This window comes from Celeribacter sp. SCSIO 80788 (assembly GCF_051054295.1).
Classification (GTDB): Bacteria; Pseudomonadota; Alphaproteobacteria; order Rhodobacterales; family Rhodobacteraceae; genus Celeribacter.
Genome location: NZ_CP150483.1, coordinates 71,621 through 90,447, shown reverse-complemented (window position 1 = coordinate 90,447; position 18,827 = coordinate 71,621). Strand labels below are relative to the sequence as shown.

Here is an 18,827-nt window from a genome sequence, read left to right as displayed (position 1 = left end):
CGCCTCCTCACGCCGCCATTGCGTAGGCGGCGGGCGCAACGAGCCCCCCGTCTTCGCCGAACACATAGACATGACGCGGATCGAGCCAGACATCGAGCGCGGCGCCAATCTCGAGATCGTGCACGCCGTGGATCAACCCGACCCAACGCGCGCCATGGTGATCGAGATGGACGAAAGTTTCCGACCCGGTCAGCTCCGTCACATGCAATTTCGTGGTGAATTTCATCGCGTTTTCAGTATGCTGCATGATTTCGAGATGGTTCGGACGGAACCCGGCGGTGTAGCGCCCGTCGGCCAGTTCCGCGAGCTTGCCGGTCGCCTGCGTGCTTTGCCCGTCGCCGAACATCAGACGATCGCCGGTCTTGGAGATTTGCAGGAAATTCATCGGCGGATCGGAAAACACCCGCGCCGTGGTCGCATCCACCGGCTGACGATAGACCTCGGGCGTCGGCCCGAATTGCGTCACGCGGCCCTCCCAGAGCGTCGCTGTGTTGCCGCCGAGCAAAAGCGCCTCTTCGGGTTCCGTCGTCGCATAGACAAAGATCGAGCCGGAGGCCTCAAAGATCTTCGGAATCTCGACACGCAACTCCTCGCGCAGCTTGTAATCGAGGTTGGCGAGCGGCTCATCCAGCAGCACAAGGCCTGCGTTTTTCACCAACGCCCGCGCCAGAGCACAGCGCTGTTGTTGCCCGCCTGACAGTTCCAGAGGTTTGCGGTCCAGCATCGGCGTCAGCTTCATCAGCTCCGCCGTTTCCCGCACCCGCGCATCGATCTCCGCCTTGTCCACGCCCATCAGCTTCATCGGCGAGGCGATGTTGTCGTAAACGCTCATCGAGGGGTAGTTGATGAATTGCTGATACACCATCGCAACCTTGCGATCCTGCACCCGCATGCCGGTGACGTCTTTGCCGTCCCAGAAAATCCGCCCGGCGCTCGGTTGATCGAGCCCGGCCATCAGACGCATCAGCGAGGTCTTCCCCGACAGGGTCGGTCCCAGCAGAACGTTCATCGTTCCTTTTTCAAGCGTCAGATCGGTCGCGGCAATATGCATTTGCCCCTCGACGATCTTCGACACGCCCTTCAGTTCCAGCGTCATAAGGTCCTCCTCCCCGCGCTTTATTGTCTTTGGCCTTTGGCTCTATTCAGCTGCGGCGCGCCCCGCGCGGCGGGTCTTCATCCAGTCATCCAGATCATGGATCTGCGTTTCATCCAGACGCAGCCCAAGTTTCGAGCGGCGCCAAACAACATCCTCGGCTGTGCGCGCATATTCGCGTTCCATCAGCCATGTCACTTCGGTCTCGGTCAGGGTCGCGCCGAAATCACGTCCGAGCGCCTCGGCATTCTGTGCGTCTCCCAACATTTCGCGCGCTTCCGTGCCGTAGGCCCGCACCAGACGTCGGGCCCAGAACGGGGTCAGAAACCCGAATTGCGCACGCAGCTCGGAAACAAGCCGATCGAATCCGCTGACCGGGAAATCCCCGCCTGCGAGCGGCACACCTGCCGTCCAGCGTCCTTTGGTATTCGGTCCCTTTGCGTCCGGCAGATGTTCCGAGATTTTCTCAAGCGCGCTTTCCGCAAGCCGCCGATAGGTCGTGATTTTCCCCCCGAAGATGTTGAGCACCGGCGCACCGCTCTCTGCATCGACCTTGAGCGTATAGTCCCGTGTCGCGGCTGTCGCCGATGACGCTCCGTCATCGTAGAGCGGGCGGACGCCGGAGTAGCTCCAGACCACATCCTCGGCGCTGATCGGCGCTTTGAAATATTTGTTGGCAAAGGCGATCAGATAGTCGCGCTCTTCGTCGGTACAGGTGGGTTTGAGCGACGGATCGCTGTGCTCGGCATCCGTGGTGCCGATCAGGGTGAAATCCGTCTCATAGGGAATGGCGAAAATGATCCGCCCGTCGGTGCCCTGAAAGAAATAGCATTTGTCGTGATCGTAGAGCTTGCGGGTCACGATATGGCTGCCGCGCACAAGCCGCACGCCCTCTTTCGACGGCAGGTCGATTTTGTCGTGAATCACATCGCCGACCCAAGGCCCGCCCGCATTCACCAGCATTTTGGCGTAATGGGTGGCAGTGCGGCCATGTTCCATATCTTTCGTTTCGACACGCCAGAGATCGCCTTCGCGCGTTGCGTGGGTCACTTTGGTGCGCGTCAGGATCGCCGCCCCGCGCGCCTCTGCGTCACGGGCATTGAGGATCACAAGGCGGGAATCCTCGACCCAGCAATCGGAATATTCATAGGCTTTGGCAAAGCGCTCCTGCAGCGGCGCGCCCTCGGGCGTTCCCGTCAGGCCGATGGTTTCCGTGCCCGGCAGGATTTTGCGCCCGCCCAGATGATCGTAGAGAAACAGGCCAAGCCGGATCAGCCATGCCGGACGACGTCCCTTCATCCAAGGCATCACGACAGACAGAAGTTTCGAGGTCGGCGTTTCCGATTCGAAGCGCATATCCTTATGATAAGGAAGGACAAAACGCATCGGCCAGCTGATGTGCGGCATGGCGCGCAGGAGAATTTCACGCTCGATCAGAGCCTCACGGACCAATCGGAACTCGAAATATTCGAGATAGCGTAGCCCACCGTGAAAGAGTTTTGTGGAGGAGGAGGAGGTCGCAGAGGCCAGGTCGCTCATCTCCGCGAGCGTCACGGAAAATCCCCGTCCCGCCGCGTCGCGCGCAATGCCACAGCCATTGATGCCGCCGCCGATCACAAAAAGATCGACGGGATGTGTGCTGTCATTCCCCTGCACAGGCTTTCCTCCCAAGTTCTGGCGCTAACGTTGTGTGGAAAAGGTCAAAAACGCAAGATATTTGTTTTCGTTTTTGTTCGATTAAGAAAAATCAACGAGTTAGGTTAGATATTTCTGCAACTGCGAAGAAAAGATGAGAGAATCTACGCGGGTGCGGCAATAAATTGACTGGATTCGCATCGGGTTTTCGCGTCTTTTTCCCGTGCAGCCACAAAAACGAAGCAAAGCGAACACCTATGTCCAACAACTTTCGTCATCCCGAGATTCTCGAAATGACACGCAAAGAGGGGAAGGTCACGGTCGAGAGGCTGGCAGAGCATTTTGGCGTGACGCTTCAAACCATTCGCCGCGACCTGTCCGAATTGGCGGAACTGGGGCGTGTCGAACGGGTACATGGCGGGGCGGTGCTGGCTTCTGGCACAATCAATATCGGGTACGAAGATCGTCGGCAGTTGAACGCGGAGGCCAAAACCGCGATCGCGCGGGCCTGTGCATCGCGGATTCCCAACGGGATTTCGTTGTTTCTCAACATTGGGACGAGCACGGAAGCCGTCGCGCAGGAGTTGTTGCAGCACAAGGATCTGATGGTCGTCACCAACAATATGAATGTCGCCAACATCTTGGCCGGGAACAGCAATTGCGAAGTCATCGTGACCGGTGGGCATTTGCGGCGCTCCGATGGCGGCTTGGTCGGCAATCTGGCCGCAGAGACCATCCGCCAATTCAAATTCGATCTGGCGGTCATCGGCTGTTCCGCTCTCGACCGTGATGGCGATCTTCTGGATTTCGACATCCAAGAGGTCAGTGTAAGCCAGACGATCTTGCGGCAATCGCGCAAGGTTTTTCTCGTCGCGGATCACACCAAATTCTCCAGAAGTGCCCCCGCAAGGATCGCATCGCTGTCCGACATCGACGTGTATTTCACCGATCACGCCGTTCCGGCCGAGCTGGCCCAGGCCTGCAAGAGCTGGAATACCGAGGTGGTCTCTGGCTGCTGAGACGACGCCACGGCATTGCCAAGTTGTTTGCGCGTTCTGAGTTGTTTACGGCTCACGCATGAAGATCCCGCCCCAAATGCCTCGCCTAAAGGGTTTTGGTCTTGTGCGTGAGATCATCGCCTATGCCGTCTGGGTCGACCATCGCTTTGCGCTCAGCCGCGCTGACGTTGCAGATCTGCTCGCGGAACGCGGTGTGACGGTCAGCCGGGAAACAATCCGGAAATGCTGGCTCTGGCGAGCCGTGGATGCGAACGGAAATGTTCTTGATGCCCTCGCACAACCACGGCGGAGTGCAAAGGCAGCCCGGTACGTCCTGAGACGGTTGATTTCGCAATTCGGTGAACCCCGTGTCGTGATCACAGCTTGAACCGCGCCATAGCTGCGCAGGTTGTCTGTCACAATCAACCGAGGATTGCCCCAACGGGCGCCAAACCCCGCGAGAAAACGCCTTGCGGCCCGTGTGTTCCGCTGTGATTGCAACCTTTCAGCTATTGCTCTCAGTTAGGTCGGGCTGATCAAATTCCTCGACTTAATCATCGTTTAATAATGATAGAGGTCACAATTTGATTATTAAACGATCAACAGAAATGGCGTACCTCTAAGATTGCTTGGTACGTTGAGATTGTACCATTCACTAAAGAAAATCGACTATTTCGACGACAGCGTGTTCCGTCTTCTCGATGGTATGCTTCAAAATCGACTTGAGGCACCAAACAGGTCACTATTATACATAAGACAAATTATACGTTATTTTAATGAAGGAGGGTGCGCGCCACTTTGAACTGCGACTCCTCTAGAAACCAATGGGTTATTTAAGGAGGAGATTGTGCCATGAATAGCTCCTACAAGCAATTGAACATCGAAGATCGGCATAAAATCGAGCGCTGGCTGAGTGCTAAAGTGCCAGTTCGCGAGATGGCGCGTGTGTTAAAGCGCCCGAAAGCGACGCTGTACCGCGAATTGAAGCGGAACTATTTTGTCGACGAGAGCCTGCCAAAATACGCGGGCTATTATGGCGCGGCGGCGCAATTGCAAGCTGATGGCCGCCGTGCTCGGCAGCACAAGCTGAACAAGCATCCAGATATCGCCAAAGACGTCGTTCAACGGCTCAAGAACGGCTGGACGCCCGAGCAGATCGGCAACCGGATGATCCATGAGCGCGCACCGCTACATCTATTCCCAGGAAGGCATGGCGCAGGAGCTTTGGTGGCATCTGCCGGAACACCGCAAGTCCCGCAAACTGCGGCGGGCCAGAAAGCGCCTGCCCCCAAAATTCGACCGTGATGTTAGCATCCTGTTCCGACCATATGACGTGACGCATCGACGTCAGTTTAGCCATTGGGAATGAGGGACCGCGCCGCCATCGGTCCGAGGCCGGTCCCGAATGATTTAATCCTTTCAAACAAAGCTTTGGTCAAACGAACATCACATCGATGGTCGAGCGCGTTAGCCGATTCACAGTGCTGTTGAAGAACCCGAACAAGCGCACGAAGCCGGTCATAGACAAAATCATGAAAGCCATCGGCGATCTGCCCCTCATGGCGCGCAAGTCGATCACATTTGACCGCAGCACAGAGTTCGTGAGCTGGCCGCATCTCCAGGCCGAACTCGGGACCCAGACATGGTTTTGCGACCCGTCTTCGCCCTGACAGAAAGGCACTGTCGAAAACACCAATCGACGTGTCCGCAAATGGCTGCCGCGCGCACGAGACATCACACGGATGCCAGACCATGAGCTGAAACAACTCTGCGATCAGCTCAACAACACACCGCGAAAATACCTCGGCTGGAAGACCCCTGCAGAGGTCTTCCGAGACAGGATGCTGGCGGAGATGGGACGTCCCCCTACCCTTGAAGCCAATAGGAGGCGCGGTTCACGTAGCGCTCACACTACCAGATTGCCGGATCTCCCCGATCAGAACCCCGTGTTCTTGAGAAAGCGCCGAGACGCCGCGAGATCGTCGAGGATGGACCCCGTGTTGCGCGGATCGCGTTCCTGTTCGATGGTGATGTAACCGCCGTACCCTTTCTCGGTGAGAAAGGCGCGAATGCCGGCATAGTCGATATTGCCATCCCCGATCGGGCACATCACCCCTTTGGCGCAGGCCTCGAAAAACCGAATGCGCTCGCCCATCACGGTCTTGTAAACCGAGGGCTCGATATCCTTGAAATGGATATAATCCACACGCGCCCAATGTTTTTCCAGAGTCTGGATCGGGTCCATCCCGGAATAGGCCATATGCCCCGTGTCGAGGCAAAGCCCCGCGAGCTCCGGGCCCACATCCGTCACCAGATGGTCGATCTCGTCGGCAAACTCGATATAGCCGCCTGCATGCGGGTGGATCACCGCACGCACGCCGAACTCGTCGCGGGCGATTTCGGAGATGGTGCGGATATTGTCGATCATCGTGGCCCAGGCCGCCGCATCGAGCCGTGGCGCGCGGTCGGAATGACCGGCCGCGAAATCGCGTTCGTCATGGCCCCAATCCATCACCGTCAGATAGGGCGCCGCAAACCGTTGTCCGGGATGACGCTCGGGTTTCGGCAAGGCGGTGATCAGGGCGCAGATCTCCCGCGTCTGTTTGATGAGAGACCCGGCGTTCGCTTCGGAGACGAGATCATCGAAAATCGTCCCGGCCACAATCGAGAGACCGCGCGTTTCAAGGGCCTCGGACATGACTGCCACATCGAGCGGCATATAGCCATAGGGGCCGAGTTCGAGCCCGCCAAAGCCTGCGGCGGCGGCCTCATCGAGTACCTTTGTCCACGCGGGCAAATGAGGATTGTTGACGTCATCGACGCCCCAGCAGCACGGCGCGCAGGTCACGGTAATGGAAGTGTTGGTCATGGCTCGGTCCATATTGGCGGTGAGGTGGATGCCTCCCGCAGCGCACCCGGGCGGCATTCCTTTTCGTGTGGTCCTGTAAGGTCGTCGTCACGCCATAGGCGGATTATGCGAAATCGACCCAGGCGGCCCCGGCCTCGGCCGAGCGGACGCAGTTCTCCAGCCAGCGGACGCCTTCGGTGCCCGCCTTGAGATCGGGGTAGCGATGGGTGCTCAGGAACGCCTCGTCACCGCGCATTTTCGCGTCGATGGCTTCGGCGATCCAAAGGTAGATATTGGACCAGCTGTCGCCAAGTCCCTCGGTGTGCAGCGCCCCCATGCGATCCAGAGCAAGGCTGTCCTCCTCGAGATAGGCCATGCCCCGATGCAAAATCCGGCACGGCTCGCCCTGCACCTCATAGATCAACTGGTCGGGATGGCTGTCGGACCATTCGAGGGAGGCTTTCGCCCCGACAAACCGATAGCGCTGCGATCCCATGTTGCCCGCATTCACCGAGGAGACCCAGATCCGCGCCCGTGCGCCATTGTCGTAATGCATGAGCACGGTCGCATGATCTTCGAGCGGCGCGCGCGACGGAATGAAAGCCTTGCGGTCGCACAAAAGCTTTTCGACCTTGAGCTCGGGCAGCACCACCTCAGACAGGTAGTAAAGATGCGTCCCGATATCGCCCAGAACAAAGGTCGCCCCCGCCGTGGCCGGATTGGTGCGCCAGACCTGCGCTTCGGACGCATCGGTATCGTCGCCCGCGTTGAAACCGTGGGTGTATTGCATGTCGACGATGCGGATCTCGCCCAGCATCCCCTTGGCGACCATCGCCGCCATCTGCCGCACCAGAGGGTGGCCGGTATAGCCATAGGTCACGCCGACGATCAGGTTTTTTGACGCGGCAAGTGCTGCGATCTCGTCGCATTCGGCCACGGTAAAGAACAGCGGCTTTTCACAGATCACATGAATCCCCGCCTCAAGACAGGCCTTGGTGATCTCGTAATGGGTGAAATTCGGGGTGGCAATGGAAACCACATCCACACCGTCTTCCCGCGCCGTCTCCCCGGCAATCAACGCCTGATACGTGGCATAGCAGCGCTCCCCCGAGACCCCGAGATTGGTGCCGAAATCGCGCCCGCGTTCGGCATCGAGATCGAAAGCCCCCGCAACGAGTTGATAGGTCCCGTCGCGCAACGCGCCGGTGCGGTGTTTGTAGCCGACCTGACCGGTGCGACCGCCACCGATCATGCCCCAACGCAGCGGGCGCTGGATTGTACGTTCGCCATTGATCATTGAGGTTATCCTTCTGAACAGCCCTGCTCAGGGCTGATGTTCCAAAACAAGATGAGAGGGATCCGAGCCGCCGCCCCAAGCCGTGGGACGGCAAAGCTCCGAGGGTTATTTGAAATATTTGTCGACGTAGCGCTGCATTTCGGCGCGCATGAATTTACCGCTGTCATCCATCCGGTCTTCCCAGGCGAACACGCAGGCGGTCATGATGCCGTCAAAACCGATCTCCGCGAGCGTGCCAAAGAAATCATCCCACGGCACTTCGCCCTGACCGATGTCGAGGTGCTGGTGGATGCGCGCATTCGTCCCCGGCGGGTTGAGGATATAGCGCAGGCCCGAGGAGGCCTTGTGGTTGAACGTGTCGGCGACGTGCACATGGGCCAGAACGTCCTTGCACGCGCGCAGCATCTCTTTCGTGTCATCGCCGAAATAGAAGGTATGCGGCGCGCAGTAGAGGAATTTGACGTTCTTCGAATTGACCGTGCGAATGAGATCCACGGCAGGGCTGAGTTCCTCCACCCAGTCCTCAGGGTGCGGCTCGATATGCAGGTTGATGCCTTCGCGCTCAAGGATCGGCACCAGCTCGTCCATCGAGCGCCACCACGCATCCTCGCAGGTCTCGATCATCGCTCCGGTGTGGCAGCAATAGCAACCGCCCTTGTCCGGGTGCGGACCACGGCCAAACTCGGAGTTCATCACATCGACCTCAAGCTCGATGGCGATCTCGATGGCGCGTTTCCAATGTTTGACGGCGGCCTGACGTTCACCTTCATCGTTCGACGCCCAGCGATACATCGGCAACAGGGACGAAATGCCCACGCCGCTGTCTTTCAGCGCCTTTTTGAAGCTCTTGATCCGGTCCGGAAACACGCGCGGCGCCTTGAACCATTCGAGGAAATCGGCGCGGGGGCTCAGCTCGATCCACTCATAGCCAAGCTCGGCCACTTTGGACGGAAGCTCCTCCAGAGACAGGTGACGGTGCATAAACGGGTCGAGGGCGATTTTCATGAATTTAAACCTTCGATGGGTATTTCAAGGGGCGCCCGCCATGCAAATGCGGGAGGAGAGGCGGGCGCCGGGGAGACGATTTGGCTGCGACGAAACGATGTCCGCGCAGCGTCATCACATCATGTGTTCGACTTCGGGCGCAGGCACGAAACGCCATTTTCGCAAGGGCCCGGCCATCACGTTGAGATAATACATCTCAAACCCGTAAGGCGCGCCGCAAGGGTGATGACCGCGCGGGACACAAACGACATCGCCGTCTTTCACCGCCATGGTTTCGTCGAGGCTGCCGTCATCGGTATAGACCCGCTGGATGCCGAACCCATCCGCCGGATTGAGCCGGTGGTAATAGGTTTCTTCGAGATAGGTCACGCGCGGGAAATCGTCTTCATCATGGCGATGGCTCGGGAAGGACGACCAGTTGCCTGCGGGGGTGAAGACCTCCGTGACCAGCAAGCTGTCACAGTAATCTTCGTTCTCCATGGCGATATTGTTGATATAGCGCGTATTTGTCCCTTCGCCGCGTTGCGTGAGCTCGATGCCTTCCGGCCCGATCTTGCGCGCTTCATGGCCAGATTTTCCGGGCGCTTTACAGACGGCGATGGTGGCCTCCGTCGTGGTCTCAAGCGCCCAGTCGCTGTCGTTCGGCACATAGAGGCAATGGGGCGGGGTCTTTTCGAACACGTTCATCCGCTCGCCCAGCTCGCCCCAATCCTTTCCCGCCGCCGTCACCTTGGCCTTACCCTCGATCATCACGAGAATGACCTCAGTATCGCCCGTGGCCTCGGCCCATGTTTCGCCCGCCCGCAGTCGGATCAGATCGAAGCCGACATAGCGCCAACCGGCACTCTCGGGCGTGATCTGATGCACCTTGCCATGGGTGCCAAAGGGTTTTTTCAGAAGGTCGGTCATGGTCAGTCCTCGGTCGGATCGAAGGTGATAAAGAACCGGTAGGTCGCATAGCCGCCCACCGCGAGAAAGATCAGGGCAAAGCCGGGGCTGCCGGTCATTGCCTCGACAATCCCCCAACCGAGACAGACCGCGCAAATCACGAGGCGCAGCCAGAGCGGGCGGTAAAACGGATCGTCGAGGTTGAACATTTGCGGCTCCTGGGTGGGGATCAGACGGCAGAAATCAAACCGGCCTCGCGAGCGAGACGTTTCAAAGTGGCGAGGCCAAGTGTCTGATACAAAAGCGGGTTGCGCTGATCGGGGTCCTGTTCGGCCTCGATCACGATCCAGCCGTCATAGCCCCGCTCGGCCAAAAGGCGCAGAAGCGGCGCGAAATCCACCCCGCCCTCCTGATCGCCCGGCACGGTAAACACCCCGCCGCGCACCCCGTCCATGAAGGACCAGCCTTCGCCCTCGACCCGCGCGCGGATCGCGGGGCGGACGTTCTTGGCGTGGAAATGGCGCACACGGGCGACATGTTTGCGCAAGACTTCGGCGGGATCGCCACCCCCGAAATAGCAATGCCCCGCATCGAACAAAAGCTTGGTCGCGCCGCCTGCCGCCTCGGTCGCGGCCATGAAGCGGTCGATGTCCTCCGGGCTTTGCACGACCGTGCCCATGTGGTGATGATAGACCAGATCAATGCCCTGATCGGCGCAGTATGTCGCGATCTCTTCGACCTTCCCGGCAAACGCGGTCATCTCCGCGTCCGACAACACCACCCGCTCCGAGAGCGGCACATCGAGGCCCTGCACCGAATTCGAGGTCTCGCAGGCGATACAGACTTTGCAGCCATTGTGTTTGAGCTTGTCGAGATGCGGTTGGATCGCGGCTTTCTCCTCCTCGACGGAATGCGCCAGAAGGTTCAGCGAATGCCAGCCGGAGATGAATTTAAGCCCGTACTCTGCCAAAAGCGCGCGCAGCGCCTCCGGGTCGTCCTGCGGCCAGCGGTGGCCGTTTTCAATGCCGTCAAACCCGATCTGCCGCCCGGCCTCCTCAAGGATGCGGGTGGTCGGAATATCCTGACCGAGGCTCTGGTCGTCGTCATTGGCCCAGGCGATGGGATTGGTGCCGAATTGGATCATGATCTGTCTCTCAATTGATCAGGCTCTGGCCTGCGATCTGTTGGATGTAGGCGGCGTAGCGGTCGCGCTGTTTTTGACGCTCAGACACTTCGGGGACGGCGACGTCCCAGAAGAAGCCGTGTTCGCCTGCCGTCGTCTCAAGGCCCGTGCCCGGGAAGTCCTTCGCGATGGTTTCAATCACGATCACTGTCGGGATATTGCGGTCGCGTGCGGCCTTGATCTCGGCCTCCAGCTGATCGGTGTCTTTGGCTTTGACGGCAAAGGCGCCCATCGAGGCGGCGTGTGCCACGTAGTCGATCTGAGGCTGGTCCTCGATGTTGCAATCGACATACATGTTGTTGAACGGCTCACCGCCACAGCCCAGCGTTTGCAGCCGGTTGATGCAGCCATAGCCCCGGTTGTCGGTCAGAACGACCGTGAAAGGAATGCGGCGCATCACGGCGGAGGCCAGTTCGGAGTTCGCCATCATATAAGACCCGTCGCCGACGAAGCAGATCACCTCGCGCTCAGGTTCAGCGAGTTTCAGCCCCATGCCACCGGCAACCTCATAGCCCATGCAGGAATAGCCGTATTCCATGTGATAGCCGCCCTGCGACGGTTGCCAGAGGAGCTTGAGCGCGCCGGGCATCGTGCCTGCCGCACACATGGCAATCGCGGTCTCGGTCGTGGCGCGTTGCACGGCACCGATCACCTGCCCGTCGGTCGGAAGCGCCGCCTGATCGTCGGGCCGGGCGCAATAGGCATCGACGGCGCGCAGCCAGTCTTCGCGCCCCGCCGCATCGGGGGCCTCAGCCGTGTAAGCGCCAAGTGCTTCGGTCAACGCTTCCAGAGTGACCTTCGCATCGCCCACAAGGCTTTGCGCGCCGTGTTTGGCCGCGTCATAGCCGTGGATGTTGATCGAAATGAGCGTGGCATCCGCTGCAAACAGCGTGCGCGATCCGGTGGTGAAATCCTGAAAGCGTGTGCCGACACCGATCACCAGATCGGCGTTCTGCGTGGCCGCGTTGGCGGCGGCGGAACCGTCCACACCGGAGGCGCCGAAGTTCATCGGATGGCTCTGCGCCAGACCGGATTTGCCCGCTTGCGTTTCGGCCACGGGGATTTGGTGCTTGGAGGCGAACGCGCCCAAGACCTCTTCGGCTTGGCTATAGATCGTGCCACCGCCGGAGATGATCACCGGGCGTTTCGCGGCCTTGATCAGATCGGCCACGCGCGCCAACTCATCGGCGTCGGGGCGCGGTTGGCGGATGTGCCAGATACGCGGCTCAAAAAATTCGACCGGATAGTCATAGGCCTCGGCCTGCACATCCTGACAGAAGGCAATCGTCGCCGGGCCGCAATTGGCCGGATCGGTCATGGTGCGCAAAGCGCGCGGCAAAGCCGAGAGGATATGCTCGGGTCGCGTGATCCGGTCGAAATAGCGGCTTACGGGGCGGAAGCAATCATTCGCGGACACCGTGCCATCGTCGAAATCCTCGACCTGTTGCAACACCGGATCGGGACGGCGATTGGCAAACACATCGCCCGCCACAATCAGCAACGGCAGGCGGTTCACATGCGCCAAAGCCGCCGCGGTCACCACGTTGGTGGACCCCGGCCCGATGGACGACGTCACGGCCATCGCGCGGGTGCGCTTTTTGCCCTTGGCATAGGCGATGGCAGCGTGCGCCATGGTCTGTTCATTCTGGCCGCGCCATGTCGAAAAGACATCGCGATAAGCATGAAGCGCCTCACCGATGCCTGCGACGTTGCCGTGACCAAAGATGGCCCACATGCCGTCGATATACCTGCCTCCCTCTGGGGTGAGTTGCACCGAAAGCCATTTCACCATGGCCTGCGCGGCGGTCAGTCGGATGGTCTCAGCCATGATCTCACTCCTTGTTCAGACGGGCGCTTGCACGCGCATCGTCCCAGATCTTGCACAGACGCGCGAAGCGTTCGGCCATCTGTCCGACGGCCAGATCGTCTGGCAATTCGCCCTTCAGCCAAGCCCGCGCCGCGTCGCCAAAAATCGTCCGACCGACGGCAAAGCCTTTGACCAGCGGGAAACTTGCGGCGACGTCGAAGGAGGTCGCAAGCTCAACCTCCGGTGCATCCAGCCCAAGCACGACAATGCCGCGCGTGTGCTGGTCGTAGTCTTCGATGGCCGCCACGGCGCTGGCCCAAGCGTCGTGGCTGGCCATCGGTTCCAGCTTCCACCAGTCGGGGTAGACCCCCGCCTCATAGAATTGCCGGATCAAGGTGGCGGTCGTGTGCGTGTCCACGGGACCGACCTTGGATGGGATCACTTCAAGCAGGAATTCGAGGTTGTTGTTGCGCGCGGCTGTGAACAGGCACTTCACACGGGCCTCTTGCAGAGCGCGGGTTTCGGCATCGTCATCGGGGTGGCAGAACACCAAAAGCTTGACGACATTCTCGCGCGCCCATTCTTTGAATTGGCCGAAGTCGATGCCAAGCTCCGGCTCGAACTCGATGGGGCGAGACCCCGGAAGCTCGGTCGGACGCCCGATCCAAAGCCCGGTGCCGGAGGCGGCATGGAGCGCCCTGCGCCCGATACGGTTGTCGGTCAGGATGCCGTAGCCACCCTGATCGCCTTTGATCTGAAGCGCGGCCTTGAGGCACAGTTCTTTGAACGCACCGGCTTTTTCAAGCGTGTAGCCGTCCATCTCCTCAAGTTGCAGCCGGTGATCGAAGGCAAAGGTGCGCAGGCTCGACCAATCGCCCGCATTGCGGGTGTGGCGCGTCGTGGCCCAGTGGATTTGCTCCAGCTCCGCGTCATTGCGCAGGTCTTTTTGTTTCACGCCGCGCTCAAGGAAAAACTCCAGCTCCGTCAGGGACGGGTAGGCGGGCGTGCAGCCATGGCGCGACACCGCGAAGGCGCCACAGGCATTGGCGTATTTCAACGCGGTTGGCCAGTCGATCCGATCCACGTCGGGGCAATCCATCCAGCCTTTCAAGAGGCCGGAGAAGAACCCGTCCCCTGCCCCCAAAACGTTGAACACTTCGATAGGAAACCCCTCGCCCGTCTGGCCCTCGTCCAGACTGTCGGGAATGTCACCCTCGAAGGCCACAGCGCCCAGAGCGCCGCGTTTGCAAATCAGCGTTGCGCGTGAGTTTTCGCGCACTTTGCGCAGGGCTTTGATCGTGTCGGTCGAGCCGCCCGCGATGTGGAATTCTTCCTCGGTGCCAACGATCAGATCAAAATAGTGCAGCGTCGAGAGCAGTTTCACCGTCACGGCCTCACTTTCGACAAAGCGGCTCTCACCATCGCCATGCCCGGCCACGCCCCATAGGTTCGGGCGGTAGTCGATGTCGAGCGCGGTGCGCGCGCCATATTGGCGGGCATATTCCAGCGCTTTGAGCGTCGCCGCCTCAGTCTGCGGATTGGACAGATGGGTGCCGGTGGCCACCACAGCGCGCGCGCGTTTGATGAAGTCCGGGTCGATGTCGTCCTCGCACAGCGCCATGTCGGCGCAATTCTCGCGGTAGAAAATCAGCGGGAACTGGTCCTCGTCGCGAATACCCAAAATTACCAGCGCCGTGAGACGCTCCGGATCGGTGGCAACGCCCTCGACATTCACGCCCTCGCGGACAAGCTGTTCGCGGATGAACCGGCCCATATGCTCGTCGCCCACACGGGTGATCAGCGCCGTCTTGAGGCCCAGCCGCGAGGTGCCGCAGGCGATGTTCGTCGGCGAGCCGCCAATGTATTTTTCGAAGGACCCCATGTCCTCCAGACGCCCACCGATCTGCGCGCCGTAAAGATCGACGCCCGCGCGTCCGATGGTGATGACATCTAGGTCTTTGGTCATGGGAACCTTCTTTCCGTATCGTCTTGTGCGTGCGGTGACGTCAGAGCGTCACAACCGTGCCGGTTTGTGCAGAGCGCAGCGCAGCCTCCGCCAGTTCCAGCGCCTTGAGCCCGTCCTCGCCGGTCGTCGGCGTGGCGGTGCCTTCGCGGATTGCGGCACAGAAGGCGGCGATTTCGTTGGCATAGGCGGCGGTGTAGCGGGTCATGAAAAAGTTGAGGAGCGGCGGGGAGGTATAGCCGCCCTCATTCGCGGTCTCGATGTTGGCCTCATGCATGTTGCGCGCTTGCACCAGCCCCTTGGAACCCAGAACCTCGATGCGCTGATCGTAGCCGTAGGTGGCCCGGCGCGAGTTCGAGATGGTGCATTGCTTGCCGCTTTTGGTGCGCAAAACGACGGTGGCGCTGTCGTAATCGCCGAGCGTGCCGATCTCCGGATCGGTGAGCACGGAGGCCGCGGCGTAAACCGTCTCGACCTCTTCGCCCAAAAGCCAGCGCGCCACATCGAAATCGTGGATCGTCATGTCGCGGAAGATCCCGCCAGAGACCTTGATATACGCCGCAGGCGGCGCCCCCGGATCGCGCGAGGTGATGGAGATCATCTCGACCTCACCCACCTTGCCGCTGTCGAGGGCGGCTTTCAGCGCCATGAAATCCGGGTCGAACCGGCGGTTGAACCCGACCATGAGCGTGCCGTTTTCCGCCTCGACCGTCGCCAGCGCGGCTTTCACGCGGTCCACATCGAGATCGACGGGTTTTTCGCAGAACACCTTCTTGCCGGCCTTCACGAATTTTTCGATGAGATCGGCATGGGTGTCGGTCGGGGTACAGATCACGACGGCGTCGATGTCGTCTGAGCCCGCGATGGTGTCGAGATCGCGGATCTCGCAGCCAAAGGCCTCCCGCGCCGCGTCGGCGGCTTTTTCAAAGGACTCGGCAATGGCGACAAGTTCGGCGCCGGGAACGCTCGAGATGGCGCGGGCGTGCACCTGGCCGATACGGCCTGCGCCCAGAACTGCGAAACGGATGGTCATGAGAAACCTCTTTTGATTGAGACGTACTGGGGGAGTTCCCCCGGCCGTCCGGCCCTCTCAGGGCATGATGTTGAGATGTGGAGCCGAAAAGCGCAGTTACTCTGCGCTCTCGTATTCTTTTTGGGTCTTGGCGCCGGTGATATAGGCGACAACATCCTGACCGTCGGTCTCCGACACCTTCAGATTGGCGCAGATCCGGCCACGGCGGAACACCACGATGCGATCCATCAGATCAAAGACCTGACGCATGTTGTGGCTGATCAGAATGAGCGGCTCGCCCTGCTCTTTCAGAGTGCGGATGATGTTTTCGACCTGTGCGGTCTCCTGCACCCCAAGCGCCGCCGTCGGCTCGTCCATGATGGTCAGGTTCGAATGAAAGGCCGCCGTGCGGGCAATCGCCACACATTGGCGCTGACCGCCGGACATGTTCTCGATGGAGTTGAGAATGTTGGGAATTTTCACGCCCGTTTTCTCAAGCCCGGCCATGGTCGCCTCGCGCATCGCCTTGTTGTCGAGGATCGAAAACGGGCCGAATTTGAATTTGACCTTTTCGCGTCCCAGAAACAGGTTGGAGGGCACATCCAGATGGTCCGCCAGCGCCAGGTTCTGGAACACTGTTTCGATCCCCGCTTCGCGCGCCTCGATGGGGCTCGCGAAATGCACCTTTTGCCCATTGAGGTAAATCTCGCCACGGGTGTGTTGTTCCACCGCCGTGATCTGTCGCACGAAGGTCGATTTGCCGGCGCCGTTGTCCCCCATGATGGCGACATGCTCGCCCTTGTGGATCTTGAAATTGGCACCTTCGAGCGCGTGAACCCCGCCATAATGTTTGGTCAGATCGCGCGTTTCGAGGACGATTTCGGAATTGCTGTGATCGAGCATCTTAGTCTCCTTACATCCGTGCCGCATTGCGTTGCTGGCGGAACTGGTCGAGCACGACCGCGCCGACGATGATCACGCCTTTCACCATTTCCTGATAATAGGCATCGAGCTTGAGGAAGGTGAAACCGGAGATGATCACCCCGAAGATCAACGAGCCCAGCACCGTGCCAAGGATCGAGCCGCGCCCACCGGACAGGGACACCCCGCCGATCACGGTCATGGCAATGGCGTCGAGTTCGTACATGGTCCCCATCCCGGCCTGTGCCGTCAGGTTTTTCGAGGACAGAACGATCGCGGCCAGAGCGGCGAGCATGCTCGCGATCGTGTAGACCATGACCTTATGCTTTTCGACCTTGATGCCGGACATCCGGCTGGCCTGCTCATTGGAGCCGATGGCATAGGTGTGCTTGCCATACACGGTGTATTTCAGCACCAGATGACACAGCACAGCCAAGGCGATGAAAATGAACACCGGCGTCATACCCTTGCCGAGCGTGGTATAGCTCTCCGTCGGGAAGGAAATCGGCTGCCCCTTGGACCACCATTTCGCAGCGCCACGGGCAAAGACCATCATGCCGAGCGTCGCGATGAAGGGCGGGATTCTCGTATAGGCAATCAGCGCCCCGTTGATCAGCCCCGCAATCAGCCCGCAGAACAGGCCGACAAGGATCGGAACAATCACCGGCAGATCGGCGATGCCGTCGAACATCAGTTTCGGGTTCGCCAGACCGTTGATTTCCGCGACCTGGGCAAAGGACATGGCGATCATCGCCGTGGCCCCCACGACCGATCCCGGCGACAGGTCGATCCCGCCGAGAATGATCACCTGCGTCGATCCCAAGGCGATGATGCCGATGATCGAGACCTGCAAAATGATGATCTTGAGGCGTGCCTCGTTAAAGATGCTGCCATAGCGGTCCGCGGTGTCAAAGAGGAAGCTCTGATGCATAAGCAACGCTCCCAGACCTTCAAAAATGACGACGATCAGAACCAGCGCGATGAACACGTTCCATTCCGGCGCCCGCGCTTTCTTCTTGTCATCGTAGGTCAACCCACCGATGCCATGCGATGCTTTCGACATGTCTTGCTCCCAGATAGTCAATTTCCCCGCCGTCGGGGCCTGAGTGTGCAGCGAGACCGCTGCACACCAGATGTCTCGGGTCTTGCCCGATGTTTTACTTCGCGTAGTCGGAGAGGTTCGCAGGCGTCACCAGCTCGAACGGAATGTAGACCTTCTGATCCACATCCTCGCCCGCAGCGAGTTTCAACGCGGCGTCGAGTGCACCGGCACCCTGCCCAGCAGCGTTCTGGAACACGGTCACGTCCAGATCACCGGCGGCCATCGCGGCAAGCGCGTCCGCGGTTGCGTCCACACCACCGACCTCAACGGAGGCCATGTCGATGCCTGCGGCTTTCATCGCCTGAATCGCGCCGATCGCCATTTCGTCGTTGTTGGCGATAACCGCATCGAACGGCTCGCCGGACGACAGCCAGTTGGTCATCAGATCCTGTGCCTCGTCGCGCGACCAGTTGGCGGTTTGTTCGTCTACCAGCTCGATGAAATTGCACATGTCGGTGCCAAGGATGTCATGTACGTCCTTGGTGCGCTGTACGGCGGACTGGTTGGACAGTTCGCCCATCATCAGATAGGCGCGCGCGCCACCGGATTTGCCCGCCGCACGAAGATTCTTACAAATCTCAAACGCTTCGAGCGTCCCGGATTCGATTTCGTTCGACCCGACAAAGGCCTGATTGTCCGGCAGCGTATCGACGTTGATCGGCTGACGGTTCACGAAGATCAGCGGCACGCCCGCAGCCTCGGCGGCGGCGGTCATCGCCTGAGTGGCAGAGGTATCGACCGGGTTCACAATCACCGCATCCACGCCGGAGGCGATAAAGTTATTGATCTGGTCGAGTTGCTTGGCCACGTCGTTTTGCGCGTCCTCGACTTGGATATCGACGCCATCCATGCTGCCGGCCATGTCAATCATGCCGTTGCGCAGAACGGTCAGGAAATTGTCATCGAACAGCGCCATGGACACGCCGATGTTCTGGGCCATAGCGGTGCTGCCCATCAGGCCAGCCGCAATCGTTGCTGCAAACAGCGTTTTCTTCAACATTTGGGGTCCTCCTCCCATGTGAAATGGTGCCGGCTCACCGTCTTTTTTTGCCGGACTCCCCGAGCGGGGAGTGGG

General features: G+C 59.8%; 15 protein-coding genes and 2 pseudogenes. 3 read left to right on the top strand and 14 right to left on the bottom strand.

Annotated elements, in window-relative coordinates:
* Positions 1-7: 7 nt before the first annotated feature.
* Positions 8-1,096: an ABC transporter ATP-binding protein gene (locus tag V1471_RS19195; protein ID WP_434291093.1), complete on the bottom strand. Its 1,089-nt coding sequence runs from the start codon at positions 1,094-1,096 to the stop codon at positions 8-10.
* Positions 1,097-1,138: 42 nt separating this feature from the next.
* On the bottom strand, positions 1,139-2,749 hold the full coding sequence (gene glpD, locus V1471_RS19190; protein ID WP_434291091.1) for a glycerol-3-phosphate dehydrogenase: 1,611 nt from the start codon (positions 2,747-2,749) through the stop codon (positions 1,139-1,141).
* 236 nt (positions 2,750-2,985) lie between these two features.
* Between glpD and V1471_RS19185 the strand changes: the two genes are divergently transcribed.
* The 3 genes and pseudogenes from V1471_RS19185 to V1471_RS19175 form a co-directional block, all read left to right on the top strand.
* Positions 2,986-3,747, top strand: coding sequence for a DeoR/GlpR family DNA-binding transcription regulator (locus V1471_RS19185; RefSeq protein WP_434291090.1), 762 nt, complete (start codon positions 2,986-2,988; stop codon positions 3,745-3,747).
* A 58-nt stretch (positions 3,748-3,805) separates the two neighbouring features.
* Positions 3,806-4,108: pseudogene (locus tag V1471_RS19180) on the top strand (DDE-type integrase/transposase/recombinase); the annotation flags it as partial.
* 470 nt (positions 4,109-4,578) lie between these two features.
* Positions 4,579-5,585: pseudogene (locus tag V1471_RS19175) on the top strand (IS30 family transposase); the annotation flags it as partial.
* Between the two features lie 77 nt (positions 5,586-5,662).
* On the opposite strand, the gene V1471_RS19170 reads toward V1471_RS19175, so the two are convergent.
* From V1471_RS19170 to V1471_RS19115, 12 genes are all read right to left on the bottom strand, one after another.
* Positions 5,663-6,595: a TIM barrel protein gene (locus V1471_RS19170; RefSeq protein ID WP_434291088.1), complete on the bottom strand. Its 933-nt coding sequence runs from the start codon at positions 6,593-6,595 to the stop codon at positions 5,663-5,665.
* Between the two features lie 103 nt (positions 6,596-6,698).
* Complete coding sequence (locus tag V1471_RS19165) at positions 6,699-7,871, bottom strand: Gfo/Idh/MocA family protein (RefSeq protein ID WP_434291087.1); 1,173 nt, start codon at positions 7,869-7,871, stop codon at positions 6,699-6,701.
* A 105-nt stretch (positions 7,872-7,976) separates the two neighbouring features.
* Complete coding sequence (locus V1471_RS19160; RefSeq protein ID WP_434291085.1) at positions 7,977-8,876, bottom strand: sugar phosphate isomerase/epimerase family protein; 900 nt, start codon at positions 8,874-8,876, stop codon at positions 7,977-7,979.
* Between the two features lie 114 nt (positions 8,877-8,990).
* Positions 8,991-9,785, bottom strand: a complete 795-nt coding sequence (gene iolB / locus V1471_RS19155; RefSeq protein WP_434291083.1) for a 5-deoxy-glucuronate isomerase — start codon at positions 9,783-9,785, stop codon at positions 8,991-8,993.
* A gap of 2 nt (positions 9,786-9,787) precedes the next feature.
* A complete protein-coding gene (locus tag V1471_RS19150; protein ID WP_434291081.1) occupies positions 9,788-9,973 on the bottom strand; it encodes a DUF3329 domain-containing protein in 186 nt (61 codons plus the stop codon).
* A gap of 20 nt (positions 9,974-9,993) precedes the next feature.
* Positions 9,994-10,908, bottom strand: coding sequence for a myo-inosose-2 dehydratase (gene iolE / locus V1471_RS19145; protein ID WP_434291079.1), 915 nt, complete (start codon positions 10,906-10,908; stop codon positions 9,994-9,996).
* 10 nt (positions 10,909-10,918) lie between these two features.
* Positions 10,919-12,775 (bottom strand): 3D-(3,5/4)-trihydroxycyclohexane-1,2-dione acylhydrolase (decyclizing), encoded by a 1,857-nt coding sequence (gene iolD / locus V1471_RS19140; RefSeq protein WP_434291077.1) that lies wholly within the window; start codon positions 12,773-12,775, stop codon positions 10,919-10,921.
* A gap of 4 nt (positions 12,776-12,779) precedes the next feature.
* Positions 12,780-14,720, bottom strand: coding sequence for a bifunctional 5-dehydro-2-deoxygluconokinase/5-dehydro-2-deoxyphosphogluconate aldolase (locus V1471_RS19135; RefSeq protein WP_434291076.1), 1,941 nt, complete (start codon positions 14,718-14,720; stop codon positions 12,780-12,782).
* Between the two features lie 40 nt (positions 14,721-14,760).
* On the bottom strand, positions 14,761-15,750 hold the full coding sequence (iolG, locus tag V1471_RS19130; RefSeq protein WP_434291074.1) for an inositol 2-dehydrogenase: 990 nt from the start codon (positions 15,748-15,750) through the stop codon (positions 14,761-14,763).
* A 96-nt stretch (positions 15,751-15,846) separates the two neighbouring features.
* Positions 15,847-16,632: an ATP-binding cassette domain-containing protein gene (locus V1471_RS19125; RefSeq protein ID WP_434291072.1), complete on the bottom strand. Its 786-nt coding sequence runs from the start codon at positions 16,630-16,632 to the stop codon at positions 15,847-15,849.
* Positions 16,633-16,642: 10 nt separating this feature from the next.
* Positions 16,643-17,713, bottom strand: coding sequence for an ABC transporter permease (locus tag V1471_RS19120; protein ID WP_434291070.1), 1,071 nt, complete (start codon positions 17,711-17,713; stop codon positions 16,643-16,645).
* A 94-nt stretch (positions 17,714-17,807) separates the two neighbouring features.
* A complete protein-coding gene (locus V1471_RS19115; protein ID WP_434291306.1) occupies positions 17,808-18,749 on the bottom strand; it encodes a substrate-binding domain-containing protein in 942 nt (313 codons plus the stop codon).
* Positions 18,750-18,827 lie beyond the last annotated feature (78 nt).